Origin of the sequence: Nostoc sp. TCL240-02 (assembly GCF_013343235.1) — a bacterium.
In the GTDB taxonomy this organism is placed as follows: domain Bacteria; phylum Cyanobacteriota; class Cyanobacteriia; order Cyanobacteriales; family Nostocaceae; genus Nostoc.
This window is the reverse complement of record NZ_CP040094.1, coordinates 3,130,372-3,155,306: the sequence shown is the minus strand read 5'-3', so window position 1 is coordinate 3,155,306 and position 24,935 is coordinate 3,130,372. Positions and strand designations below refer to the sequence as shown.

General features: G+C 41.8%; 19 protein-coding genes, 1 pseudogene and 1 CRISPR repeat array. Of the genes and pseudogenes, 10 read left to right on the top strand and 10 right to left on the bottom strand.

What is annotated here, in order from left to right; translation table 11 throughout:
- Positions 1-348: 348 nt before the first annotated feature.
- Positions 349-1,754: direct repeats of the CRISPR family, unit length 37 nt; unit sequence ATTGCAATTAATCAAAATCCATATTAGGGATTGAAAC.
- Between the two features lie 139 nt (positions 1,755-1,893).
- The 3 genes from FBB35_RS13415 to aroA all read right to left on the bottom strand — a co-directional run bounded on the left by FBB35_RS13415 (position 1,894) and on the right by aroA (position 5,963).
- Entirely contained in the window at positions 1,894-3,480 is a 1,587-nt protein-coding gene (locus FBB35_RS13415; protein WP_174710032.1) for an alkaline phosphatase, read from the bottom strand.
- A gap of 226 nt (positions 3,481-3,706) precedes the next feature.
- Positions 3,707-4,258: a PEP-CTERM sorting domain-containing protein gene (locus tag FBB35_RS13410; protein ID WP_174710031.1), complete on the bottom strand. Its 552-nt coding sequence runs from the start codon at positions 4,256-4,258 to the stop codon at positions 3,707-3,709.
- Positions 4,259-4,682: 424 nt separating this feature from the next.
- Entirely contained in the window at positions 4,683-5,963 is a 1,281-nt protein-coding gene (aroA, locus tag FBB35_RS13405) for a 3-phosphoshikimate 1-carboxyvinyltransferase (RefSeq protein WP_174710030.1), read from the bottom strand.
- Positions 5,964-6,266: 303 nt separating this feature from the next.
- Between aroA and FBB35_RS13400 the strand changes: the two genes are divergently transcribed.
- The 5 genes from FBB35_RS13400 to FBB35_RS13380 all read left to right on the top strand — a co-directional run bounded on the left by FBB35_RS13400 (position 6,267) and on the right by FBB35_RS13380 (position 11,274).
- Positions 6,267-7,112 (top strand): DUF928 domain-containing protein, encoded by an 846-nt coding sequence (locus FBB35_RS13400; protein ID WP_174710029.1) that lies wholly within the window; start codon positions 6,267-6,269, stop codon positions 7,110-7,112.
- A gap of 5 nt (positions 7,113-7,117) precedes the next feature.
- On the top strand, positions 7,118-9,343 hold the full coding sequence (locus FBB35_RS13395) for a CHASE2 domain-containing protein (protein WP_174710028.1): 2,226 nt from the start codon (positions 7,118-7,120) through the stop codon (positions 9,341-9,343).
- A gap of 271 nt (positions 9,344-9,614) precedes the next feature.
- Positions 9,615-9,920 carry a hypothetical protein gene (locus FBB35_RS13390; protein ID WP_174710027.1) on the top strand — a complete coding sequence of 102 codons (306 nt, stop codon included), beginning with the start codon at positions 9,615-9,617 and terminating at the stop codon, positions 9,918-9,920.
- Between the two features lie 299 nt (positions 9,921-10,219).
- Positions 10,220-10,576: a hypothetical protein gene (locus tag FBB35_RS13385; RefSeq protein WP_174710026.1), complete on the top strand. Its 357-nt coding sequence runs from the start codon at positions 10,220-10,222 to the stop codon at positions 10,574-10,576.
- 107 nt (positions 10,577-10,683) lie between these two features.
- Positions 10,684-11,274, top strand: coding sequence for a Uma2 family endonuclease (locus tag FBB35_RS13380; RefSeq protein WP_174710025.1), 591 nt, complete (start codon positions 10,684-10,686; stop codon positions 11,272-11,274).
- A 3-nt stretch (positions 11,275-11,277) separates the two neighbouring features.
- On the opposite strand, the gene FBB35_RS13375 is transcribed toward FBB35_RS13380, so the two are convergent.
- The 3 genes from FBB35_RS13375 to FBB35_RS13365 all read right to left on the bottom strand — a co-directional run bounded on the left by FBB35_RS13375 (position 11,278) and on the right by FBB35_RS13365 (position 14,853).
- Entirely contained in the window at positions 11,278-11,625 is a 348-nt protein-coding gene (locus tag FBB35_RS13375) for a cupin domain-containing protein (RefSeq protein ID WP_174710024.1), read from the bottom strand.
- Positions 11,622-14,537: a glycerol-3-phosphate acyltransferase gene (locus FBB35_RS13370; protein WP_174710023.1), complete on the bottom strand. Its 2,916-nt coding sequence runs from the start codon at positions 14,535-14,537 to the stop codon at positions 11,622-11,624. The genes FBB35_RS13375 and FBB35_RS13370 overlap by 4 nt, the downstream gene beginning before the upstream one ends.
- A 175-nt stretch (positions 14,538-14,712) precedes the next feature.
- The gene (locus FBB35_RS13365) at positions 14,713-14,853 is read right to left on the bottom strand and encodes a hypothetical protein (RefSeq protein WP_041565237.1); all 141 of its coding nucleotides are present in this window, start codon (positions 14,851-14,853) and stop codon (positions 14,713-14,715) included.
- A 367-nt stretch (positions 14,854-15,220) separates the two neighbouring features.
- On the opposite strand from FBB35_RS13365, the gene gatA reads away from it, so the two are divergent.
- Positions 15,221-16,681 (top strand): Asp-tRNA(Asn)/Glu-tRNA(Gln) amidotransferase subunit GatA, encoded by a 1,461-nt coding sequence (gene gatA, locus FBB35_RS13360; protein WP_174710022.1) that lies wholly within the window; start codon positions 15,221-15,223, stop codon positions 16,679-16,681.
- Between the two features lie 66 nt (positions 16,682-16,747).
- On the opposite strand, the gene FBB35_RS13355 is transcribed toward gatA, so the two are convergent.
- On the bottom strand, positions 16,748-17,227 hold the full coding sequence (locus FBB35_RS13355) for a helix-turn-helix transcriptional regulator (RefSeq protein WP_174710021.1): 480 nt from the start codon (positions 17,225-17,227) through the stop codon (positions 16,748-16,750).
- Positions 17,228-17,602: 375 nt separating this feature from the next.
- Complete coding sequence (locus tag FBB35_RS13350; protein ID WP_174710020.1) at positions 17,603-18,337, bottom strand: SDR family oxidoreductase; 735 nt, start codon at positions 18,335-18,337, stop codon at positions 17,603-17,605.
- Positions 18,338-18,499: 162 nt separating this feature from the next.
- Between FBB35_RS13350 and FBB35_RS13345 the strand changes: the two genes are divergently transcribed.
- Together FBB35_RS13345 and FBB35_RS13340 are read left to right on the top strand one after the other, a co-directional pair.
- Positions 18,500-19,435 (top strand): AraC family transcriptional regulator, encoded by a 936-nt coding sequence (locus FBB35_RS13345; RefSeq protein WP_174713632.1) that lies wholly within the window; start codon positions 18,500-18,502, stop codon positions 19,433-19,435.
- A 131-nt stretch (positions 19,436-19,566) separates the two neighbouring features.
- Positions 19,567-20,202, top strand: a complete 636-nt coding sequence (locus FBB35_RS13340; protein ID WP_174710019.1) for a PadR family transcriptional regulator — start codon at positions 19,567-19,569, stop codon at positions 20,200-20,202.
- Between the two features lie 45 nt (positions 20,203-20,247).
- Here the strand turns inward: FBB35_RS13340 and FBB35_RS13335 are convergent, their stop codons facing one another.
- Entirely contained in the window at positions 20,248-20,934 is a 687-nt protein-coding gene (locus FBB35_RS13335) for an HAD family phosphatase (protein ID WP_174710018.1), read from the bottom strand.
- A 151-nt stretch (positions 20,935-21,085) separates the two neighbouring features.
- Here FBB35_RS13335 and FBB35_RS13330 point away from each other — a divergent pair, with 151 nt between their 5' ends.
- A complete protein-coding gene (locus FBB35_RS13330) occupies positions 21,086-21,868 on the top strand; it encodes a glucosamine-6-phosphate deaminase (protein WP_174710017.1) in 783 nt (260 codons plus the stop codon).
- A gap of 194 nt (positions 21,869-22,062) precedes the next feature.
- Complete coding sequence (locus FBB35_RS13325) at positions 22,063-24,141, top strand: TrkA family potassium uptake protein (protein WP_174710016.1); 2,079 nt, start codon at positions 22,063-22,065, stop codon at positions 24,139-24,141.
- Positions 24,142-24,260: 119 nt separating this feature from the next.
- Here FBB35_RS13325 and FBB35_RS34665 read toward each other — a convergent pair.
- A pseudogene (locus tag FBB35_RS34665) lies at positions 24,261-24,407 on the bottom strand (WGxxGxxG family protein); the annotation flags it as partial.
- Positions 24,408-24,935 lie beyond the last annotated feature (528 nt).

Genomic DNA, 24,935 nt, shown 5'->3' with positions numbered 1-24,935 from the left:
TTCAGAGAAAAGCCGCCTATATTGATAAAGAAAAGCCACTGGAATAAACAATTTTCTGTACTGACTTCCCTTCTGGCTAAGTTCCCATATCTCAAATGCGCGGAAGGGTAGGTGTATAAATTTCACAGTCACAAAAAAGTGCTTCTATTCCAAATACAGTAAGGCTTTCAACCCATTAGTCGCCTATTCCTCATCCGCGCAATCTCTGAAATGCCTATCAAAACACGATTTCAGCCTTTAAATTTTTCTGGCACTCTTTCCAAACGAATTCTGTAATGCTATGATTGCTCTTAAATCGCGCAACTGCACCTTGAAAACTAAATACAGCTTGGGTTTCAGGCTCCCGCTATTGCAATTAATCAAAATCCATATTAGGGATTGAAACTTGCCGATGTATCTGATGAAAATCCTGATAAATTCTCATTGCAATTAATCAAAATCCATATTAGGGATTGAAACGCATAAAAAAGTAGTTCTCAATTATCTTCTTCACATTGCAATTAATCAAAATCCATATTAGGGATTGAAACGTATCCTTAATGCTTTTAAGCGCCAACTTTTGCGTATTGCAATTAATCAAAATCCATATTAGGGATTGAAACATCTAAAAATGATGATGCTGCGATTTCTTCGTATATTGCAATTAATCAAAATCCATATTAGGGATTGAAACCAACATTAGCTTCTGACTCTAGCCGCTTGATTTTAATTGTAATTAATCAAAATCCATATTAGGGATTGAAACATGAGATGCGATCGCCTCTACAGTTTTTAATTCATATTGCAATTAATCAAAATCCATATTAGGGATTGAAACTGACGTAAGTATTGGTGTATATGAATCGCTTAAATTATTGCAATTAATCAAAATCCATATTAGGGATTGAAACAAATCGAGCGCGTTGATTTTCGGCTTCCTAGAGCATTGCAATTAATCAAAATCCATATTAGGGATTGAAACAAGAGGAAAAGTGAATGATGGCCCATGCGGGAAATTGCAATTAATCAAAATCCATATTAGGGATTGAAACATTCTGATGAAAGGTCTACCAATATAACGGTATTAATTGCAATTAATCAAAATCCATATTAGGGATTGAAACATTTTGTACACAAGTAACTAATATAAATGATAATAATTGCAATTAATCAAAATCCCTATTAGGGATTGAAACAAACTAACAACCTCTCCATGCTCTATTTTTGAGGATTGCAATTAATCAAAATCCCTATTAGGGATTGAAACCCACAGAAAGGGACAAAGCGTATTTCTGACCAAGAGTTATTGCAATTAATCAAAATCCCTATTAGGGATTGAAACCTTGTCCGGGCGGCGTTTGAGTAAAATATCTCGCATTGCAATTAATCAAAATCCCTATTAGGGATTGAAACGCAAAAAGTAGACTTGAATACCACCAAAGTACTGAATTATTGCAATTAATCAAAATCCCTATTAGGGATTGAAACAACTTTTTACTATTTAAGGAATGAAAACAATGCAAATTGCAATTAATCAAAATCCCTATTAGGGATTGAAACGGCAAGCACTTGGGAATGCAGCAAAACTTGCGGGAATTGCAATTAATCAAAATCCCTATTAGGGATTGAAACCCTACCGTTGGCAGTAGCAGTAAACTCTATTTTTATTGCAATTAATCAAAATCCCTATTAGGGATTGAAACACAAAATCTATTCGAGAAGTATCGCTGACAAGCACATTGCAATTAATCAAAATCCCTATTAGGGATTGAACTTTTCTATTGGCCTATTTTGCTCCTTATATCAATTAGTAAATTTTTTGAAAATGAAAACACAGATGAATATAGATAAATTATCATTGATTATCTATATTCATCTGTGATTATCTGGTTTCAATACCTGGAAATTAAACCATTAGACTTGTTGTATTCCTGGACGACCATCTTCAACCAAAAATGAAGCCCGCTTACTAATGGTGCCAAATGGAGTTGTCACATTTGACAGAACCAAATAGTCTGTCTTGTAAGTTGTGGGAGTCAGCCCACAGCGAACATACCCCCGTTGACCATTGAAGAACTTAATGTGTGGGTTTTCAGGTAAGTAAGCTTGAACATTTAAATTAGTATCTGCCCCATCTCCACCAGAGGTTATTGAAGTACAAACGAATTCACTCCCGACTGTGGTAGATCCTGGGTTATTAAAGTCAGCCTTTAAATTTATTGCCCAATTAGAATGGACATCGCCTGATAAGACTACTGGATTAGATGGTTTGCGCTGTTCTAAGAAACGCATGAGGCGATCACGCGAAGCCACGTAACCATCCCACTTATCCATGCTGTAGGTTTCGCCAGGTCCTGCTTTTGTGTCTATCTGAGCAACTATAACTTGCTGTGCCAAAACGTTCCACTTAGCCTGTGAGCGATCTAAACCATCATATAGCCAATCTTCCTGACGCTTGCCAGTAATGGTTCCATTGGGATCTTCTCCACAAGGACGTTGTTTAGTACCATCACCACAGGGCTGATCGGTGCGATATTGGCGGGTATCTAAGACATGGAAGGTGGCTAAATTACCAAAAGAAAGCCGACGGTAAAGTTGCATATCGGGGCCAACGGGACGCGAAAAGGGTCGCAGTGGCATGTGTTCGTAGTAAGCCTGATAAGCAACAGCCCGCCGTTGGAGGAAAATAGCCGGATCTTGGTCTGGTTCAGTATCAACTTCTGAAATATAGTTGGCGTAGTTGTTTTCTACTTCGTGGTCATCCCAGGTAACAATCCAAGGAAATGCTGCATGGGCTGCTTGCAGATTGGTATCAGTTTTATAAAGGGCGTGACGGTTGCGGTAATCTTCTAAAGTCAAAATTTCTGCACTGTTGTGCTTTCTGGGGCGATTGTTTGAGATTCCGCCTTCGTAGATGTAATCACCAACATGCACTACTAGATCGAGGTCATCTTGAGCTAAATATTTGTAAGCAGTAAAGTATCCTTGCTCATAGTGTTGGCAAGAAACCAGGGCAAAGTTCAATTTTTTCAAATAGCTATTTGCTAAAGGCGCTGTACGAGTGCGACCAATAGGGCTAGCATCTTGACCAACAAGAAATCGATACCAGTACCAAGTATCAGATTGCAATCCTTCTACTATGACTCGCACCGAGTGAGCTAATTCTGGGGTTGCAAGTACCGTACCTCTAGAGATAATGCGCCTCATGTCAGGATCGGTAGATACTTCCCAGCGAATTGGCACATTCACAGGTGGCATTCCACCTCCCTCTAAGGGTTCAGGAGCGAGACGAGTCCAAATCACTACGCTGCTAGAATCAGGATCGCCCGATGCGACACCTAAAGTAAAAGGATAATTGGAAAATCTAGTTTTGGCGATCGCTGTTTGATGAGAAAATTGGTTAGCGATCGCTAAACCAGATAATGCTCCTGCCCCGATAATTAAGTTGCGTCGTTTCATTCGACTATGCAAGAACTGCTCAAAATTCTGGTAATCTACCATTCTCTACTCCTGAGTAACAGGTAAGTTAAAGCACAGCAACAGCTAACACAAAGAAGGCAGGGTAATCGTAGGCAAATTTCATAATTAATTCCCTTACCAAAATCAGGTTTAAATTCCCAATTTTCCCATTATTCTCAATGTGTTAGATGTTATGTTTTTACAGAAAAGCCTACTAATAAGAGATTAATTTTTGGCAAAAAAAGCATTAATATCAACTTAATGAAAGTTAGATTTTAACCTTTTTCATCAATGTTACTTTTCTCTTCATCATCAAGCCTAGGGTACAAGCAAAGAGAGCGCCAACTAAAGGTGTAGGTTCAGGTACTTGTGTATAGGAAACTTTACCTGATATGGGTTCAGCATCTGGAGAAGTTCTAGAGAAAATAGTAAAATCTTCACCAATGATTTCGTAACTGATAGAACTGGCAGGATTAGATTTATCGTTGAACAGATAATCTAATGCAAAAGATGTTTGTCCTGTTAAAGATGTGGTTTGAAATGCAACAGGAAAGTCTGGGTAATTCGTATCATCTTGTTCTGTGTAAATGCTAGAATCACCGTCAAATTGAAAAGAGAGTGACTTAATAGTAGCTTCGGGAGTATAGTCATTACTCAGAGTTGAGTCGTCAAAGCTAAAAAAGCCATTTCCCTTAGTTACAGGACTATCAACTGTGAAAGCGTAATTAATAATTGCAGCAGATACAGATTTTGCATCTACAACAGCAAAACCTAAAGTTAGGCTAGCAGCAGCAATGGCCAATTTTGGAACTATTTTCATCTCGATTTTCCTCACAATAAATTGATATCACTGATTAGAATAGTGATAGAAATCAATGATTCTTCCCTTTTTAATAAAGAGAAATAAGTCTCCAAATAATTGGATGTACCTTATATTAAAATTGCGAGTTTAAGCAGACTTTAATTAGAGGTAAAATAAGATCAAATTTAAGTTTGTAATATATAGGACTTCTCCTACTCTGGGGGAAGCCCTTTGCGTCTACATCGTGTAGTTTTGTGTAAGTCCTATAAAGATTATTGGATTCACCAAAAACCTGTTCAAATAAAAATCTTCGTTCGTATTCAGGACTAAAATCCTAGCTTTGGGGACTGAAGTCCCCACTACAAACTACTTAATTATGAGTCATAACGTACCACTAAAATCAAACACGAAATGAAGATAATCGCTACAAAATACTACTCAATTATTCTTCTAACATTTTGAAGAATCGAGTGAAGTAATCTGGAAAGGTTTTCGCTGTACAGCCAGGATCTTTAATGATAATTCCTGGAACCTTCAAACCAGTAACAGCAAAAGCCATTGCCATGCGATGATCGTGATAGGTTTCAATTTCCGCCGGGGTAATAGGGCCAGGCTCAATTTTCAGTCTATCGGGAAATTCTTCAACCTGAACCCCTAACCGACGTAACTCTGTTACTACTGCTCGAATTCGGTCGGTTTCCTTATATCGAATATGTTCCACGTTACGAATAGTAATCGGTGAACTGGCAAAAGGCGCGATCGCACCTAATGTTTGCACTAAATCCGAGATATCATTCATATCAATATCTATGCCTTGCAATTGCTTCGGCCCTGTCACTTCGGTGTAATCATCCGAAGCTTTAACTTCGCAACCCATCTGTTCTAAAACATCTAGCCAGAGAATATCACCCTGACACGATTGTTTCGTCAAATGTTTGACGCGCACCCGTCCCCCTGTGACGGCGGCGGCGGCAAAAAAGTAAGAAGCATTTGACGCATCTGGTTCTACTGTGTAATGTCGAGCTTGGTAACGTTGACCCGCTTTAATCTGAAATTGATTATCGCCGATTTGATTCACCTCCACGCCAAAATCTGCCATCAAACGGCAGGTCATTTTGACGTAAGATTGAGAAACTAATGTCCCCTCAACCTCAATAATCGTATCCTGTTGAGCATAAGGCGCAATCATCAGCAATGCCGAAAGTTGCTGACTTGTTTGGTTAGCTTTCAAACGGAAATTTCCGCCAGCGAATCCTTGGCTATAGATGGTGTAGGGCATAAAGCCGGAGTTTCCCTCAAAGTTAACGGTTGCTCCACCCGTTTGCAGCACCGTCAACATATCACCCATCGGTCGTTCTCGCATTCTGGGAACGCCATCTAGACGATATTCACCGTTACCCAGTGCCACCAACGCCGAGATAAACCGTGCCGCTGTACCTGCCAAACCCACAAATAAATCTGCCTGTTTAGCTGGGATGTCGCCTCCCCTTCCCCCCACTTGGATTTGTGCCTGATGAGGATTCAAAGTAATGGGAATGCCTAATTGTTCTACGCATTTGACAAAATATTCGCTGTCTTCACTAAATAAGGCATTTTCTAAAATGGAGTCACCTTTTGCCAATGCAGCGACAAGCAACGCCCGATTAGTAAGACTTTTAGAACCGGGAATTTCTACCGTGGCATCCACTGGCCGATTTAGAGCAGGAATTGCAATGGTATCCACGTTAAACCTCTACGTAGGCGGTTAGCTACAACTTTATATATTCCCATATTGTGACCAAAAGGGGGAGAGGGGGCGGGGAGAGGAAGGGGAGCAGGGGAGGCAGGGGGCAGAGGGGAAGAATAACCAATGCCCAATGCCCAATGCCCAATACTTCGACTACGCGGTAGTTGAGCGCAGTCGAAACTCAGTACAAGTGCCCAATGCCCCATGTCCAATAGTTTGTAGTTGAGTGAAAAATTTGATCTTGCTTTTGGGAATACTTAATTTATTCACTGAATAATTTAGAACTCAGGCATTATCAATATGAAACGGATTAAACCATTCGTATATTTTCTAACCTTTTTCTTACCTTTGGGTTTGCTTTCTGCTTTAACAGCACAGGTATATGCTCAGTCGTACCATCCCAACAAAACTTGGCAAATTAGTCAGGCATTTAAGCCACCACAGCGAGGAAAACCTCCTGCAAGTGCTGGTGGTTCTACCCGTGGCGGCTCTTGTCTAATAGGGAAAAAATTAATAACTCCCTTACTGCCTCCAGATAAATTAGGGCTGACATTTGCTCAACATCCAGCATTTTTCTGGTATGTACCTCCAATTCAAGTTAAAACAGCTAAGTTTGTGCTGCTAGCTGAAGACCAGAATGTATTTTATGAAACGTCTTTTAAGCTTCCTGCTAAACCTGGAATTATTAGCTTCAAACTTCCTGAGAGTTCCCCCGGACTTACTGTAGGTAAAACTTATCATTGGTATCTAACAATTGTTTGTAATACTCAAGACTCCAGCGACAATCCGACTGTAGAAGGTTGGGTGGAACGCACTCAACCAGGCTCATCGTTGTCGGAGGCGTTGGTAAAGGCAAATGTGTATAAGTTACCCACCATCTATGCAGAAGCTGGGATTTGGCATGAAGCGTTGACTAGTTTGGTGCAGCTACGTCGAACTGAGCCGAATAATTTTAAAGCGAAGCTAGATTGGAGACAATTTTTGAAGTCTGTAGGTTTGAGTGCGATCGCTTCAGAACCATTGATCGATTGTTGCACATTGAGGAAAGAAGGGCAGGGGGCATTGGGCATTGGGCATGAGGCTAAAGCAGAATTTCCAACTCTTGTACAGACACGATTTATCGCGTCTCTCCTAATTCCTCACTAAATCTTATGTGGGCAAAGCTGAAATCGCAAATCTGGCAATGGCGTGGTGTTTTACTTGCTGTTCCCAATATTACAGCCCTGGTGATTGCACTACGTTTGACTGGATTACTGCAATTGTTGGAATTGGCAGCACTAGATCAATTTTTTCTCCTCCGTCCACAAGAATCGCCTGATACCCGTATCGTCATAGTTGAGATTAATGAGGCAGATGTCCGCAAGCAGGGACAGTGGCCTATGTCTGATGGAAAACTTGCCAGTTTGTTAGAGAAAATCAAACAGCAACAACCCAGAGCGATTGGTTTAGATATTTATCGTGATTTACCCGTCAATCCTGGTCATGAAGCTTTACTTAAGGTGTTTAAATCTACTCCAAATTTAATTGGAGTCCAAAAAGTCTCTGATACTGTTGATAGTTCGGCAGTTGATTCGTCTCCAGAACTGAAGCGACTCGATCAAATTGGGTCAAATGATTTACCCATAGATGGGGATGGCAAAATTCGGCGATCGCTATTATACGTAAATTTAAATAATGATCAGATTCTGGAAAGCTTTGGGTTAAAGCTGGCATTGTTGTACTTGAAACCTGAAGGCATTACCGCCAAACCAGCAGCAACTAACTCTAATTATTTGCAGTTAAATCAGGGTGTTTTCCCAATTTTTGAAGCTAATGATGGGGGTTATGTCCGAGCGGATGCGGGAAGTTACCAAGTGCTGTTGAACTATCGAGGACGGATACAGCAGTTTACTAAGGTTTCTCTGGGCGAAGTTCAAGATAAACCCATTCCACCAGACTTAATGCGGGACAAGGTGGTGTTAATTGGTGCTACTGCTGAGAGTTTGAAGGATCTATTCTATACGCCTTACAGCAGTAATGTCTTGACTGATCCAGAACGAATGGCAGGTATAACAATTCATGCTAATTTGATTAGTCAAATTTTAAGTGCGGCAATGGATGGTCGTTCATCGATCAAGTGTTTACCTGAGCCGCTAGAATGGCTATCAATTTTAATTTGGTCAATTATTGGTGCTAGCTTGTGTTGGCTACAACGCCACAGTAGCAACCAGAAAATCCTCATGGCTGTTAGTGTTTTTCTAGCAGGTGGCGGTTTAATTGGTGGTAGTTTTCTAGCGTTTTTGGCTGGTTGGTGGATTCCCGTTGTCCCTTCATTGCTGGCATTCGCTGGTTCTGCGATCGCACTTACTCAGTATATTGCTCAAAGCGCTACCGAGATGCGAAAAACTCTCGGTCGCTATCTAACTGATGAAATCGTCGCCAATATTCTAGAAACTCCTTCTGGGTTAAAGCTAGGGGGAGAACGGAGAAAAGTTACGGTTCTAGTGTCTGATTTAAGAGGATTTTCAGCTATTTCCGAACAATTACCGCCTGAAGAAGTAGTAAAAATTTTGAATCTTTATCTCGGAATAATGACAGATGTGATTAACCAGTATAAAGGCACGATTAATGAGTTTATGGGTGATGGTATTTTTGTGATATTTGGTGCGCCAATTAGTCGCAAAGATGATTCCCAACGAGCGATCGCCTGTGCTATTGCTATGCAGTTGGCAATGCAGCAAGTAAACGAAAAAAATCGGCAAATGAATTTTCCTATTCTCGAAATGGGAATTGGGATGAATACAGGCGAGGCCGTAGCGGGAAATGTTGGTTCTCAAAAACGCGCTCAATATACAGTTATTGGCAGTCATGTTAATTTGGCTGCTCGAATTGAATCTTATACAGTGGGAGGACAGATTTTAATTTCTGAAAATACCTGTAAAGATGCCCACATTGACCTCCAAATTGCTGGACAACTACAAATAGAACCCAAGGGAATAAAACACCCTGTGACAATTTGTGAAATTCGTGGCATTGGTGGTAAATATAATTTATTCTTGCCTGATGACGATGATGAAATGATCGTTCTCAATCAAGAATTAACTGTGGAATACTCCATTTTGCAGGGAAAACATGCAGTGGGAACAGTATTTTTGGGAGCATTAATTAGCCTCTCAGAAAAAAAGGCGCAATTGCGATCGCCACATTCTTTAGAAATCTTGAGTAATCTCAAACTCAAGCTATTGATTGCAGCAGAAATGGCTACAGAAGAACATATCTATGCCAAGGTGATCCAACAGTCTCATGTTGATGAGCATCTTTTTCTGCTTCGGTTTACAGCCGTTCCGTCAAAAGCGATGGCAATGCTCAATGCATTCCGTCAGCCTGAGTCAGGTTAGGGCATCAATATTTAAATGGTAACGAAGGGAGGTGTATATAAATCAGGTTAACTGAAAAAGTAGGTAGTTCAGATTTTTTTAAAACAGTAGCAATTGTTGCTGATGCAACCAAGCGATCGCGGTAAGATTTTGGACTTAAGCCCGATCCAACTCCAATAACTCCTTAATAATTCGTAATTTTTAATTTATGCTATAGAGCAACTAAGTTGAGTTATGGAGATAAAAATATAATTTTTTCTAAAACTGAAATTCAATTACATCCAAAGGACAAATGACGAACGTAAACAACTTTCAAAGACTTGTAGAACTTGCAAACGAATATGGGATTATTTGCCAGCCAACACCAGAAGAATGCTTAATTGCATCCTTGCCTGGAGATGAAGATTTTCTATTAGCTTTTACTTGGTCTGGAGCAGTTGAAGGAGAGCCGCCAGAGCATGAATTAATAGCAATTAGTGTACAGGATATAGTTAAAGAAGTTACTGTTGCAGCTTGGCAGATTCCTATTTATTTATTTGGAAATGTTTTAAGACAGGCTCAGATGCTGGTTGCTGCCCACAAAGATTTTTTTAGCTAGCAGATAAGCCCCAATACATTAAGACGTTTAAACTAGCATTTGTCCTTCAAAAACCAAAAAGTTTTGAGGGGCAAACTTTCTGGTTCTTTGGTAGGGACAATACCTGCGGTAAGCTGCTTCTCTACGAGACGCTTTGCGTAGCTTGCTTTGACCTAAAAGTATGCGTCTACATGAATTGTCGATATCCAGATGAACTTCCCTAGTGCTGATATCTTAGTGATATTCCTGACAGACTTTACTTGCACTGTAAGATTTAATCGGATAACCTGAGCGATCGCAATTGTTTTCTAAGAAAATCAATGAACAAATTCCTACTGAGTTTGCTTTCTTCTCCTGTGCTGATTAGCTCCATTCTCTCTATGGGGGTAATGCTGAATCAAGCACAAGCTATAGAGCCACAATCAGCAACCCAAACCACTGACCGTCTATCTTGTATCCGCAATAAACATAAAGTGGGTTTAGTATGTGCCAGGGCTTCTGTATTGGCTCAAATTCCTAACTATCAGCGTGAAATAGAGTTTTCTAAAGAAGATGCTCCTATGCTGGAGTTCAATAACGAAGAAAGCGATATGGCAATCGACTTATTTGGTTGCGATTGTGCTGCTTGTATAAATTCTTTACGTCAGATGCGCGGCGCAACACCTTTGGTATATTAGGATTTTACAAAAATTAGAGCAGAAAGGGCACAACTATGTGGGTAACTCAGGAACCCACATACGCCATTCTCTCAATCCGCAGTTAAAAAATATAACAATATAGTTATATGACTTTTAGCCAATCTCACCCATATCTTTCACCAGAAGAATACCTGGAAAGCGAAAAATCTAGCCCGATTAAACATGAATATATCCAAGGGCGGATTTATGCAATGGCAGGGGCAAGTGATGCTCATGTAACAATTACTGCTAATTTAGTCACCCTACTGAGAAATCACATTCGCGGAACTGGGTGTCGTGTTTATGTTGCTGACATGAAGGCACGCATCGAATCTCTGAATCTTTTCTACTATCCTGATATTATGGTGACTTGTGACCAACGAGATACCAATTTTGAATATTTTAAACGTTATCCTAGCTTAATTATTGAAGTTTTATCACCTTCCACCGAAGCTTTAGACAGAGGTGATAAATTTAGTGACTATCAAGAATTAGAAACATTGCAAGAATATGTCTTAATTAGTCAAAATCGTCAGCGTGTTGATTGCTTTCGGCGAAATGCAGAAAGTAGATGGGAGCTTTATAGCTATAGGGTAAATCAAGAATTACAATTTACCAGCCTGAATTTTTCTTGTTCCCTAACTGATATTTATGAGGATGTCTCCTTTCCCGAAACTTTTAACCCTACTTCTGCTTAATTTTTATCGTGATTTTTCCACACGCAAACCAAAGTAGGTCAACACAAGCTCAGTTGAGCCACTATTGACAACTTCATGTACTTCCCCCACTTCTATCGCTACGCAATTCCCTGGAAGCAGGGGGTATTCTGTACCATCAATATGAATTACTCCTGAACCAGCTTCCACAAAGAATACTTCGCACATATCTTGATGCGCGTGTGCTGGTGCGGTTTGTCCGGGAGCAAAACGCGCTTGAGAAAAGTTAGTTAGGTGAGGCAAATCGCCGAAGCGTAGCATCACCTTTTTCTTGATTTCGGGATTGTGAGAGACAGAGTCTTCTGGCAAGTCTTTCAGAGAATTGGTAATCATTCGGGTCTTAAATCGTTAGATAATTCCACAATACCCCTAGACCCATCAATCCTTACCCGTTGACCATCTTGCAAAAGCCATGTAGCACCCCGAACATCCATCACAGCAGGAATACCATATTCACGAGCCACGATCGCACCGTGAGAAAGCCGTCCACCAACTTCGGCAATTAATCCTCCAGCCCTTAATAATAAAGGAGCCCAGCCAGAATCTGTGTAAGGTACTACCAGAATTGTATCTCTGTCAATCTCCGGCACATCTTGTAAATTTCGCAACACCTTTATCCTGCCTTCAGCTTGTCCGTGACTGGCTCCAATACCTTGTAAAATTTGGTCAGAGTAGAGCGGAGAGGGAGCTAAGGGGTGAGGAGGTGTGTTGCCGTAAACTAAAAGGGGTATTTGAATGAACTCGCTATCTTGGACAAATTGCGATCGCCTCGATTCCACTAACTTATCTAACTCTTCAATCAGCCTAGAATCGTCACCCACAACTAAACGCCGCACTTCATCAAAGTTGAGAAAAAAGATATCTCCTGCGTTCTGGAGTAAACCGGATTTTAACCAAATCTTCTCTAAAGCGACAAAACTCCAACGCAATTCAGCTAACAGCCGGGAATAAACTTCGGTAACTCGCCCTTTAATATCTACACGCCGTTGGACAAAAGAACGTTTGCGTTTACCAGCAAAGATGCTATTAATTGCGTCTTTAGCGCCTGCTTGTGGTTCGTTCCCCTGCATTAACTGCACAAACATTTGCTTAATCATCTGGGGATTTTCCCGCCAAGTGGGAACGGAAATATCAGTTCCCACTTCACTTAAATAGCCGTAATCCTGAAGTAATTCGTCAAATTCTTGCAGGATTTTCTCTCCCTCTGGGGTTTGCTTTAACTGCTCAAATACCTGCTGTGGTTCAAACTCAAGCAATACTTGCTTGGCATCTGTAGCTATTGCACTGAGCGATCGCAATGCCGCTACCTCTGGAGTCACGCTATTATCAATTTGGCCATCCTTCACCCGAAAAATCGCCTGCCGCAGGGCGGCACTTAAGGGAGCTAAAATGCTGTAATATGTTCCGTGGCGTAGCAACTCTAAAATAAAGTCAATTCTGATTAGCAATTTGGCTGGTTCCAAATTCTCTACATTTTCCTGCGCCAACTGCGACAACCCAGGAATAAACCGTTGGTGATAATCCTGTTTGAAGTCTTTTTCTAAATTTAATTCCCGCTTCAGCAACCTCCCTAGTCCTGGCAAATTCTCCCAGGTTGACTGCAAGGAAGGTTTACTTAATTTAGCTCCTCTGGTTAAAAATTCCAGACTTTCCGGTGGCAATCCCATCCGCAAAAAGATATTTCCTAAGAGGGATGCGTTAAAATAGGCTCTGGAATAATGCAGAGTTGCCGTTTCATTAAAATCTAAGCCCAAAGCGCGTTCGCCCAAAACTAGAGTAAAAAATTCTCCCCAAACTCCACAAGTTAAGGGACGATTAATTGACCATGTTAAGGGGTGAATTACTCCAGGAATCACTTCAGCAGCGATTTTGCGTGTCCAAATTGGTAGTAAAGTGGTGATCGGTCGAGATTGCAACACCCAAAGCGTTTGACCGTCATAACTCCATTCAATATCTTGAGGAGTGCCATGATAACGTTTTTCGAGTCGATGAGCTAAGTACGCAACTTGCTTGATTAATGCCGATGGGATTCGTCCAGTCCCCTCTAATTGCACAGACGAAGATTTTTCTGTTTCAACGACAAAAGCACGATATTGCTCTGGTGTGACTTTTCCCGAAACGATTTGCGTGGGGCTACCGGGAAGGGCTTCAATGATGATTGCATCACCTTGTTGAGTAATGGGATCGCGGCTGAAAGCAACGCCAGAATATACACTTTGGACTTGTTGTTGAATCAACACAGCCATTGCTGTATCGTTTGAGCCGCGATCGCGCCGATATTGCACAGCAGATGGATGATTGTAAGAAGCTTGAACTTGAGCGATCGCTTGTTGTAATGCTTCTGGGCTAGTAACATTTAAAACTGTTTCATACTGCCCAGCAGCAGAAGCTTGTTCTGAGTCTTCGCCAATAGCGGAAGAACGCACTACCAAGGGGGATAATTCTGATGGCTGGAGAAATTCTGTCAACACTTTTGGATCGTCGATTGGCGCTAGTACCCATCCTTTCGGGACTGGATAGCCCCAGCGCTTAATTTGGGATAATGTAGCCGCCTTTTCTCCGACAATGGCGGCATCCAACTCTTCATCTAAAGAAACCATCGCGCGTTGGCGTAGCCCGTCGTAGACATCGCCCCGTAAAAATTCCAACATCGCTTGCGATTCTGTTTGTGCCTCTTGAACTGGTAGGTTCATATCATCTGGAATTTTTGCATAAATCCAGGCCATTAAACCAGCTAAAGCCACAGCAGCAAGCATTCTGGGGATATCACTTAGATGCAAAATTGCTACAAACAGTGGAAAGAGAAGCAAAACCCCAAATTTAACTGCCTGTTTTGATTGCAGAATTATAAAGCTAATACCTGCAAAGAAAGAAACAAATATTGCCACCAGAGGATCGTGTACGACAAATCCCCAGACGACATTTGTTGTACCTGCTCCTCTGCCTATCCAGTATCTACCAATTACCAGAGCGATCAGGGCAATTAATTCCCAAAACGATCCCTCTGGGAATACAAGGCGCGTGAGTAACACTGCCGCAATTCCTTTAAAGGCTTCTGACAAAACTGCCAGAATTCCGACAAATTTACCGCCGTGATAAAAGGCAGCTGATACACTAATGTTTCGTGTACCAACTTGTGATAATTGCTTACCCGTAAGCGCGTAAGCTATCCATGCAATCAGGGGTAATCCGCCCAAGAGGGGGCAGATAATTAAAATAACTAAAACACCCCAAGGTTCAAACATTCTGGATTTTGGATTTTAGATTTAAATTTTCCATCTAAAACCTCAAATCTCAAATCTAAAGTTTTTCTGAAATTTTTGATGGTAATTAGGGCGCTTTTATTTATTAGTCATGGAATGGACACTTGGCTACGATGGAAACCGTTTAAGACAAGTGTCCTTCTGACTACTAATGGTTTTAGTTTAGCGCGTATGCAGCTTGCAGCGCCCAGATGATGAGAGCAGCAATCGATCCCAGAAGCAACACGGTAGAGATAGTGACTACTTTTGGGGAATCTGCACCCTCAAATTTCATAATTCCTCGATTTAAGTCGGACATAGCTTTGTAATCCTCTCTTTATTGGAGCATGAAACATTTGTCCGTTTTGATTGTAGTCCCTCTATTTACGGATGATGTTAAATTCCTAATATTATTTTGTTTAAGCTTCGCAATTTTTCCAACCCCACAATTACTTATTTCTTCAGAGGTAGCAGTGTTAATTTATCAATGGGGGGCAGGGAGACAAGAGGGACAAGGGGGACAAGGGGGACAAGGGGGACAAGTCTCTCTCTTGTCTCCCCCCTCTTCCTTGTCTCCCTTGTCTCTTCTTCATGTTCAATGCCCAATGCCCAATTCCCCATTCCCAATTCCCAATCTCGGTCAATATGTACTAAAATCAATGACTTGAGTCACAAAGAGAGCAATCATGGCATCCATCCGCGAGTTGCACCAACAGCTGGTCAAGAAAGAACGTTCTGCCGTTGAAATTACCCAAGAAGCCTTAAAGCGCATTGAAGCGTTAGAGCCGAAATTGCACAGCTTTTTATGTGTTACCGCAGAACGGGCATTAGAGCAGGCCAGTACTGTGGATGCCAAAATTGCTGCCGGGGAAGAAATCGGGCTACTAGCAGGCATTCCTGTTGGGATTAAGGACAATTTATGTACTAAGGGAATTCCTACCACTTGCGCTTCCCGAATTTTAGAGAATTTTGTGCCGCCTTATGAATCAACAGCGACGCAAAAACTGGCAGACGCTGGGGCGGTAATGGTAGGCAAAACCAACTTAGATGAGTTTGCAATGGGTAGTTCCACAGAAAACTCTGCCTACCAAATCACGGCTAATCCTTGGGATTTGTCACGAGTTCCAGGTGGTTCTTCGGGGGGTTCGGCGGCGGCGGTGTCATCTCAAGAGTGTGTAGTTGCTCTCGGTTCCGATACTGGTGGTTCAATTCGTCAACCTGCATCTTTCTGTGGTGTGGTGGGGATGAAACCAACTTATGGTTTGGTTTCTCGTTATGGTTTAGTGGCTTACGCTTCGTCTTTAGATCAAATTGGGCCATTTGCAAACACAGTAGAAGATGCGGCAATATTATTAAATGCGATCGCAGGTCACGATCCTAAAGATTCTACCAGCCTGAAAGTTAACATTCCCAACTACGCCGCCAACTTAAAACCAGACTTTAAACCCAGAGGTCAGCTAAGAATTGGGATCGTTAAAGAAACTTTTGGTGAAGGTTTAGATTCTGTTGTGGAACAAGCTGTTACCAAAGCAGTAGATGTATTACAAAGTTTGGGAGCAGAGATTCATATAATTTCCTGTCCCCGCTTTCGTTATGGCTTACCCACCTACTACATTATCGCCCCGTCCGAAGCGTCAGCAAACTTGGCTCGTTACGATGGCGTTAAATATGGCTACCGCGCTCCTGATGCCGATAATCTACTATCGATGTATACCCGTACCCGTGCCACTGGTTTTGGTACAGAAGTCAAACGCCGGATTATGATCGGCACTTATGCCCTTTCTGCTGGCTATTACGATGCTTATTACCTGAAAGCGCAAAAAGTCCGTACCCTAATTAAGGAAGACTTTGAAAAGGCTTTTCGCGTGGTTGATGTGTTAGTTTGTCCCACATCTCCCACTACAGCATTTAAAGCAGGGGAAAAAACTACTGATCCCTTGAGTATGTATTTAACTGACTTGATGACTATTCCTGTGAATCTTGCTGGTTTACCTAGTTTAAGTTTGCCATGCGGTTTTGACGACCAGGGTTTACCAATAGGATTACAGCTAATTGGCAATGTACTCCGAGAAGACCAATTGTTTCAGGTAGCTTACGCTTATGAACAAGCTACTACTTGGCATCTGCGTAAACCACAAATATCTTGAATTTGTCATTGGTCATTTGTCATTGGTCATTGGTGATTAATTCTTTTCCTTCACTCGCCACTTACTCTACTTTTCTGTCAATTTGTTAGTATTGCTGACTATTGACTGTTGATTATTGACTTCTGGAGTCAGAGATTCGGATGTAGTTTGTGGTGGATTAAGTATATGTAAAAGACCAGCAGATGCAGCTACTAATAACAGAATGTAAGTAACGACAAGAGGTATGTATGTATTTGGTTTGTTGTCAGAATTATTATGATCGTTCTTAGAATCTTGACGGACTACAGGATTGCTTATAAGAGTATGTGATAAAGCATTTCCATCCAGCCCTAAAGCATCTCCATAGCGACGGATGAAGCCTTGAAGAAAAATAGGCTCAGGTAATTCTTCAAATCGTTCTTCTTCTAAAGCGTGCAAAACACCTGCTCTAATAAGTGTTTGAGCGGCAATTTCTTCTATGCGTATGGCTTTTTCTTGCCTTACTTGTCGTAAATGTGTGGTTATTTCCTTTAGCTGCTCTACTTGAGCTTGGTTTAAGAGTGTCACTGTCTTCTCCTCTATGGGCTAATTCTACTATTCATATAGTGAGAAGACTTAAAATGGCATACGTATTTTTACTAGATATTTGATTTTCGTGAATTTTTTAAGAAGAGTTGAAAACTAGACTTAAAAATGCTATGGCTGCCGAGACTGATATATTCTATGTTGTAAAATATACTTTGTGCTAAATAAAATAGGGCATAAAAGTTAATAAGCTGCAATTTATAATACAAGTATTTTCTAACTGCCACTCTGGGCTGGAATAATTGCTGCGATCGCTCCAAGAAAGGGAGCAGAGAGAAAATTCCCCTCCTCTGCACCCTTTCCCCTGCACCTCTGCCTATTTTCAATGCCCAATACCCCTTCAATGCGCTCCCAGAGTTAGAATGAGCTTGCCGTCGGGCGGACAATCACTTCATTGATATCGACATCATCCGGCTGGGATACGGCATATAAGACGGCTCTAGCGATCGCATCTGGGGTCAGTGCGGTTTTGCGGAGTTCTTTCAAGAAGCCTGTTGCTGATTCGTCTGTGATATCAGAGCCGAGTTCAGTCTCAACCACGCCAGGGGATATTATTGTCACGCGAATATTTTTCGATTCTTGACGTAATCCATCGGATATGGCCCAAACAGCAAATTTTGTCGCGGAATAAACCGCGCTGGTAGGCCCCACCATGTGCGCGGCGATGGACGCAGTATTGATAAACTGTCCACCGCCTTGCGCTTCCATGATTGGTAAACCAGCAGCAATACCATTCAATACGCCGTGGATATTCACATTAATCATGTTGTCCCACTCCTCGACTTTCAAGGCATTCATTGGCGATAGGGGCATCACGCCTGCATTGTTGAAGATGACATCGACACGACCAAACTTATCTTTGGCGAAGTGAATGAACGCTTTCATATCCTCACGATTCGCAACATCCACCGCTTTGAATTCCGCTATATAACCCTGGTTACGGATCTCCTCGATAATCTTTTCTAGCTTTTGGGTGCGCCGTGCCCCTAAAACAACTTTTGCACCGTTTTTAGCAAGTAACTTAGCGGTGGCTTCACCAATGCCGCTACTGGCTCCAGTGATAGCAATAACTTTATTTTCTACGTTTAACATGGTTATTTTTCCCTCTGTTGAGGTTAATTTGAATTTTGGATGTGTTCATCGTATGAGTAAGCGCAAAGGTTTGAAATACACAGACCTCGCACTTTATTGCCTAATTCTCCAAATTGATGTTCTACAATGCCTAGAAGAAGATGATTAAATTAATCGAAGAACATTGTGACAAGCAAAATCATCAACCAAGTCATAAACCAAAGTGCGATCGCTCATCAATGTCAAGAATTGGCGGCACTAGTCACTCGTCACACCGATGGCAAAGGGAATGGTTTTCATAAAACAGCTATTGAACAGCTGGAATTTCAGCGAGAATCTTCTGCTTCCACCGTACTACAGGGTGTTTGCGAACCTATCTTCGCCATCCTAGTTCAGGGCAAAAAAGAAGCGTTGCTGGGTGAGGAAACCTATCGTTATAGCGCGGCTCAATATCTAGTAGTCTCGGTTGATTTGCCATTGAGTGCGTTTATCGTTGAGGCAACCCTAGACCAACCGTATTTAGGATTCAAGCTGAATCTAGATCCACGTCAACTCTGCGATATTATTACTGCTCAAACCAGTGAGATTGAGGAGAAGAAGAACTCTGTCAGAGGCTTATTTGTCAGCACCATCGATGCATCGTTGCTCGATTGCGCCATGAGACTGACACGGCTTTTGGATACGCCACAAGATATCCCAATTCTTGCGCCGATGATTATCCGCGAAATCTATTATCGCCTTTTAATGGGTGAACAGGGCGAAGCTGTTCGCCAGATTGCGACATCTGGCAGCAATATGCAGCGTATCGCCGAGGTGATAAAACTCATCAAAGCTGATTTTACAAAGCCTATACGAGTTGAGGAGCTAGCTGGGCAGGCAAGTATGTCTTCTTCATCTTTCCATCACCATTTCAAGAAAGTGACATCAATGAGTCCGCTTCAATATCAAAAGCAATTAAGACTATTAGAAGCACGTCGTCTGATGCTTGCCGAAAACTCCGATGCGGCGAATGCTGCCTATCAGGTGGGTTATGAAAGCCCCTCACAGTTCAGCCGCGAATATTCCCGGATGTTCGGTGCGCCGCCAATCAGGGATATTGAACGTTTACGCACAGCCTAAGTGTAGACAAATATCAGCTTTGCGTTGGCACAATTGCTTACTTCATAAATCTTCATCAAAATTCTATTCCGATATATCGCGATATATTCTGATATATCGTATAGTAGAGAAAGTTGATTTGAGATTGATTTATGTTTAGACATTTTCGTTCACGATTTGGAACACCTGCATGGGCAGGAGTTAGCGAAGAGGATTCATTGCTTGTCAAGTCTTGGTTTAGGCATGATAAGCATCATGGTAGAGAACGTAGAGAGCATGGCAAACACTTTGGTAATGAAATGTTTGGTCGTGCTTGGGGAGATGAACATCGGACTCGTCGGGGTGACATCAAGTTCATCCTGCTGGAATTGTTATCCGAGCATCCTAGTCATGGTTACGACCTGATTAAAGAGATGGAAACTCGTTATGGTGGTTTCCGTCGCCTCAGTCCTGGCTCTGTATATCCAACACTCCAATTGCTGGAGGAAGGGGGTTATCTCAAGAGCGCACAAGAAGGTGGCAAGCGGATTTACACGATTACCGATGAGGGTAGACAATTATTAGCAGAACGTTCTCAACAAGAGACTTCAGATACTCCTTGGGATAGCGTCAAAAGTTTCGTGAAAGGTAAGCCCCAAGAGTTTATTGAGTTGCGGAATGCTGCAACAGAATTAGCTGCTGTTGTGGTGCAGGTTGCTCGTAGTGGCAATGTGGAGCGAATAAATCGGGTTCGTGAGCTTTTAGAGCAAGTTAAACGGGAAATTCACGCGATTCTGGCGGAAAAATAAGTAGAGATGCAAAAATTTGCGTCTCTACATTCTCAGATTTTGCGTTTATAGGTTAGAAGCAATCGCACTTAAATCTGGCTCTATGAGTGAGTTGAGTAATGTCCACAACTGCAAATCAGTAAAATCTGGAATTGCCATAAATGCGCCAACTTCCTGCAAAACTAGCGGATTGTGGGTGGAAGCGATGCCAATAGTGCGGATATCTGCGCCCACCGCCGCCCGAATACCAGAGGGAGAGTCTTCTAATGCGATCGCTTCCTCTGCTGAAATCGCCAATTTATTCAGGGCGGCTTGGTAGGGTGCAGGGTCAGGTTTACCTGCAATACAATCATCCGCTAAAACAACTGTATGGAAAGCTTCTTTTATTCCCAATACCTCTAGCATAAATTCTGCATTTAATCTAGGCGCATTAGTTACTAATGCCCGCTTTAATTGATGTGTTTCTGTCCATGCTAGTAGCTCAGAAAATCCATCCAATGGTTTAAGATCCGAGGCGAGTTTGCGGAAAAGCGCCTCTTTTTCGTCTGCAAATTTCTGCCCTTCTGCCGTTGATAATTGTGGCAAAATATCCTTAACAATTTCTGGATTTAGCCGCCCGCTAATTCGGGATTTATAAAATGTTTCGTCAATTTCAACGCTGTAATTTGACAGCATTTCCTGCCAAGCTCGGTAGTGTATGGGGTCAGTATTGACAATAGTGCCGTCGAGGTCAAAGAGAATTGCAGCTAGCATGATTTTTTGGTAAAATGTAAATAATTGTTAACTTAATTTACATAGTTTACATTGTTTTCGTGCTGAGTGATTGTTCTACGTCAATAGAGGGGAATACTTACACTGTGATGTAAGCCCCTTGTGAATTATTGATAACCTTCTATGTAAGCAAATGCTAACCGCTACAAACTCTTTTCGCGTTGATGATTTACTGGTGCAGATTTACAACTCTGAAGCAGAAATGGCCGGAGATGTTGCCGAAATCGCCCAAAAGCATTTACAGCAAGTTCTCAAACAACAAGATACAGCTGCTGTATTATTAGCAACAGGTAACTCTCAACTCAAATTTCTCGATGCTTTGATTGCATTGGGTGGTGTAGATTGGTCGCGGATTATTCTGTTCCATCTAGATGAATATTTGGGAATTAGTGCTGACCATTCTGCGAGTTTCCGGCGCTATATGCGAGAACGTGTAGAGAAGCGGGTTGTTCCTAAAGAGTTTCACTATATAGAAGGTGATACACTGCAACCAGTAAACGAGTGCGATCGCTACACCAAACTATTGCAAGCACAACCAATAGACTTATGCTGTCTTGGTGTTGGCGAAAATGGACATTTAGCTTTTAACGATCCATCAGTAGCAAATTTTCAAGATCCTTACAGTGTGAAACTAGTGAAACTGGATACAGTGAACCGTCAACAACAAGTAAGCACAGGCCACTTTCCAAATCTAGAAACTGTTCCACAATATGCTTTTACTGTCACTATCTCAGCAATTTGTTCAGCTAAAAAAATTATCTGTCTCGCTCCAGAAAAACGTAAAGCGAATGTGGTAAAACAAATGTTGCAAGGAGCTATAAGTACAGATTGCCCAGCTTCTATTCTCCGTCAACAATCCCAAGCGACGTTATTTTTGGATGTCAATTCTGCTAGCAGTCTGTCAAAATTTAATTGAGGGATAAATTAATTTTTCAATCTCTCTTATTTTTTCTTCCTTTGCGTTCTTTGCGTCCTTTGCGGTTCGTTCCTTTACCCCCACTAGTTAGCTGTCGTGAAGACGCATTGAGGACTAATGCACACTGCCTAATTCCAGCCATTACGTGAAGATGAGATATAATCCTAGCAAACACGTACTGTTGGCAGTATTGAATGCTGCCATTAACAGAAGTGCATTCCCCTCCCAGCACCAATTCCAAAAAACCCCAAGACCTTTTCTTAGTATGCGGACTCCAAAGTTTAGGGCAACATTGTGTTGCAGTCTTAAAGGAGTACGACGTTAAAGTCAACGCCATTGATGATGTACAACTCGAACATTGGGAAGTTCCAGAAGTACCAAGCTTACTAGAAAAGTTAATCGTAGGAGACTGCCGCCAGCCAAGTATTTTAGAGCAGGCAGGTATAAAGCAATGTCGCTCAATACTTTTAGTCACAAGAAATGAGCGGATAAATATAGAAGCAGCGTTTGCAGCACGGCGACTTAATCCTCACGTTCGCCTGATTGTACGTTCTGACAAACAAAATTTCAACAAACTTTTGTCCGAAAACTTAGGTAATTTTGTTGCCTTTGAGCCTACCCATCTCTCTGCTCATGCCTTTGCTTTAGCATCTCTCGGATCTGAAGCAATTGGGTATTTTACCTTAGAAGGGCAACTATTGCAAGTAATCAAGCACCAAGTACAAGCGAACGATAGCTGGTGCAATGGCAAACCAGTACATAGACTCAATCTTACAACTCGCCGCATTTTGAGTCACACAACAGTTTCATCCGATCCACTCAAAGAATTGTTTGAATGGAACCCAGAAGCAGAAGTGCAGGTAGGAGACACGCTCGTTTACATTGATGTTGCATACGAATTAGCTTTATCTGAGCAACATACAAATAAATCTTACCGCCATTGGCAGTGGCAAGAGTTTTTTCAAGGCATCACAGCGAAGAATTTTAAGCAGAAAATAGTACAATTTTGGCAATCTTACTACCAAAGCCAAAATCAAATCCGGCGAATTGCAACAATTTATGGTATTACCGTAATCATCCTGTGGTTCGTTGGAATAATTCTTTACCGCTTGTATTATCCTGACATCACCCTGCAAGAAGCTTTCTATGCAACAGCAGTGTTGCTCTTGGGAGGATACGGAGATTTATTTGGCGGTGTTGAATTTAGATCGCAATCTGAACCTTCAGATCGTATCCCTTGGTGGTTGCGGTTCTTTAGCCTGGGACTCACGTTAACAGGTCAAGCTTTCGTAGGAGTATTATATGCACTGGTGACTGATGCTCTTGTCACTTCCAGATTTCATTTTTTCAATTCTCGTCCTCCTATACCAAAACGCAACCATGTAGTGATTATTGGTTTAAATCGCTTGGGACAGAAAGTTGCTGCTCTTTTGCAAGAACTCAATCAGCCATTGGTGGGAATTCATACTACCACTCTCGACCAAGATACTTTACCAGATATGCCCTTGATTATTGGCAATACTACCGAAGCCCTCACTAAGGTAAATCTCTCCCGTGCTAAAAGCATTGTTTTAGTTGGGGACGATAATATGGAAAATCTGGAAATTGGTTTGATGGCTCATGGAATGAACCCCGCCACAAGCTTGATTATCCGCTCTCAAGATCGCCATTTTAGTGATAATATCGCCCCTCTGTTTCCCTATGCTCAAGTTTTATGTGGCGCGGCTTTGTCGGCAGAAGTTTTTGCTTGTGCTGCCTTTGGAGAAAATGTTCTCAGCTTGTTTCACTTGAGCGAGCAAATAGTCATGGTGACGGAATACAATATTGAAGAAGGTGACACCCTCAACGGGTTGCTTCTATCTGAAATCGCATCTGGCTATAGTGTTGTGCCGATTCTGTACCATAAATATCGGCGAGATAATTACTCGTTGATGCCCTGGTATGATGTTAAACTTTACGCTGGCGATCGCTTGATTGTTTTAGCCACAAGCATTAGTTTGCAGCGAATCGAATGGGGTGAAATGCTGCCTCGCCTTTGGCAGGTGCAGATCGAGAAAGCTCTGACTCCAAATGCTATTATCTATGGTGCTGAAGAAATAGTTTTGATTACAGGATGTAGTTTAGCTACTGCTAGGCAGTGGATGAGTAATTTGCCTGGAGTATTGCCAATACCACTTTATAAACATCAAGCTCAACGTCTGGTGCGGGCGCTAACAAAAATACAAGTTTTGGCAAATGTAATCTTCATTGGGCAAGGCAGTAGTTCGACTTGAGTAAACTGGGATGTAATTATAAGAGCGCAATATCAATATATTGATTGATATTGTGCCCCTACTCTAACTTGAAATTCACAAAAACTAAGGCTGTACGCTTCCTTATAGTGTGGTGAATACTATCTAGAACGAGTACCTGTTACTTCATTAGGATCGCTATAAGCCCGGACTTTATCGCGATTACGAGCCAGACCTGCTAAACCGAGTAGACCAAATAAACCTAGCCAACCCCAATCGAAACCGCGATCGCTAGTTCTTTCGGAAGTTGTAATACCTGTATTTCTGTTAGTACCTGTAGTGTCAGTACTTGTTGTGCCAGTGCCTGTGGAATCAGTACTTGTAGTTCCAGTATCTGAACCAGTGCTTGTGGTTCCAGTACCTGTAGTTCCACTCCCTGAACCAGTACCTGTAGTTCCAGTACCATTGAGATCAGTACCTGAGCCAGTGCCTGTAGTTCCAGTACTGGTGGTTCCAGTACCATTGAGATCAGTCCCTGATCCGATACCTGTAGTTCCAGTGCCTGTAGTTCCAGTGCCTGTAGTTCCAGTACCTGTAGTTCCAGTACCTGTAGTTCCAGTACCTGAGCTACTATCTGTGCTTCCAGTCCCTGAGCTACTGCCACTACTGGAACCTCCACTTTGGGCAAAAACAGAAGGAGGTAAGGATACAGAAGCGAAACTGATGGCAAAGATAGTAGCCAAAACAGTTTTAGATAAATCAAAAGGCTTCATGGTCATGGTTTCTTTTATGTTTTAGATTTCTGTCGTTGATTGATGTTCAAAACTGATATTTTC

Coding starts and splice junctions, on each gene's coding strand:
- FBB35_RS13350 (WP_174710020.1), bottom strand. CDS start 18,337: ATGTTAAACGTAGAAAATAAAGTTATTGCTATCACTGGAGCCAGTAGC.
- FBB35_RS13400 (WP_174710029.1), top strand. CDS start 6,267: ATGAAACGGATTAAACCATTCGTATATTTTCTAACCTTTTTCTTACCT.
- FBB35_RS13340 (WP_174710019.1), top strand. CDS start 19,567: ATGTTTAGACATTTTCGTTCACGATTTGGAACACCTGCATGGGCAGGA.
- FBB35_RS13395 (WP_174710028.1), top strand. CDS start 7,118: ATGTGGGCAAAGCTGAAATCGCAAATCTGGCAATGGCGTGGTGTTTTA.
- FBB35_RS13390 (WP_174710027.1), top strand. CDS start 9,615: ATGACGAACGTAAACAACTTTCAAAGACTTGTAGAACTTGCAAACGAA.
- gatA (WP_174710022.1), top strand. CDS start 15,221: ATGGCATCCATCCGCGAGTTGCACCAACAGCTGGTCAAGAAAGAACGT.
- FBB35_RS13375 (WP_174710024.1), bottom strand. CDS start 11,625: ATGATTACCAATTCTCTGAAAGACTTGCCAGAAGACTCTGTCTCTCAC.
- FBB35_RS13410 (WP_174710031.1), bottom strand. CDS start 4,258: ATGAAAATAGTTCCAAAATTGGCCATTGCTGCTGCTAGCCTAACTTTA.
- FBB35_RS13365 (WP_041565237.1), bottom strand. CDS start 14,853: ATGTCCGACTTAAATCGAGGAATTATGAAATTTGAGGGTGCAGATTCC.
- FBB35_RS13415 (WP_174710032.1), bottom strand. CDS start 3,480: ATGGTAGATTACCAGAATTTTGAGCAGTTCTTGCATAGTCGAATGAAA.
- FBB35_RS13330 (WP_174710017.1), top strand. CDS start 21,086: ATGCTAACCGCTACAAACTCTTTTCGCGTTGATGATTTACTGGTGCAG.
- FBB35_RS13385 (WP_174710026.1), top strand. CDS start 10,220: ATGAACAAATTCCTACTGAGTTTGCTTTCTTCTCCTGTGCTGATTAGC.
- FBB35_RS13370 (WP_174710023.1), bottom strand. CDS start 14,537: ATGTTTGAACCTTGGGGTGTTTTAGTTATTTTAATTATCTGCCCCCTC.
- FBB35_RS13380 (WP_174710025.1), top strand. CDS start 10,684: ATGACTTTTAGCCAATCTCACCCATATCTTTCACCAGAAGAATACCTG.
- FBB35_RS13335 (WP_174710018.1), bottom strand. CDS start 20,934: ATGCTAGCTGCAATTCTCTTTGACCTCGACGGCACTATTGTCAATACT.
- FBB35_RS13325 (WP_174710016.1), top strand. CDS start 22,063: ATGCTGCCATTAACAGAAGTGCATTCCCCTCCCAGCACCAATTCCAAA.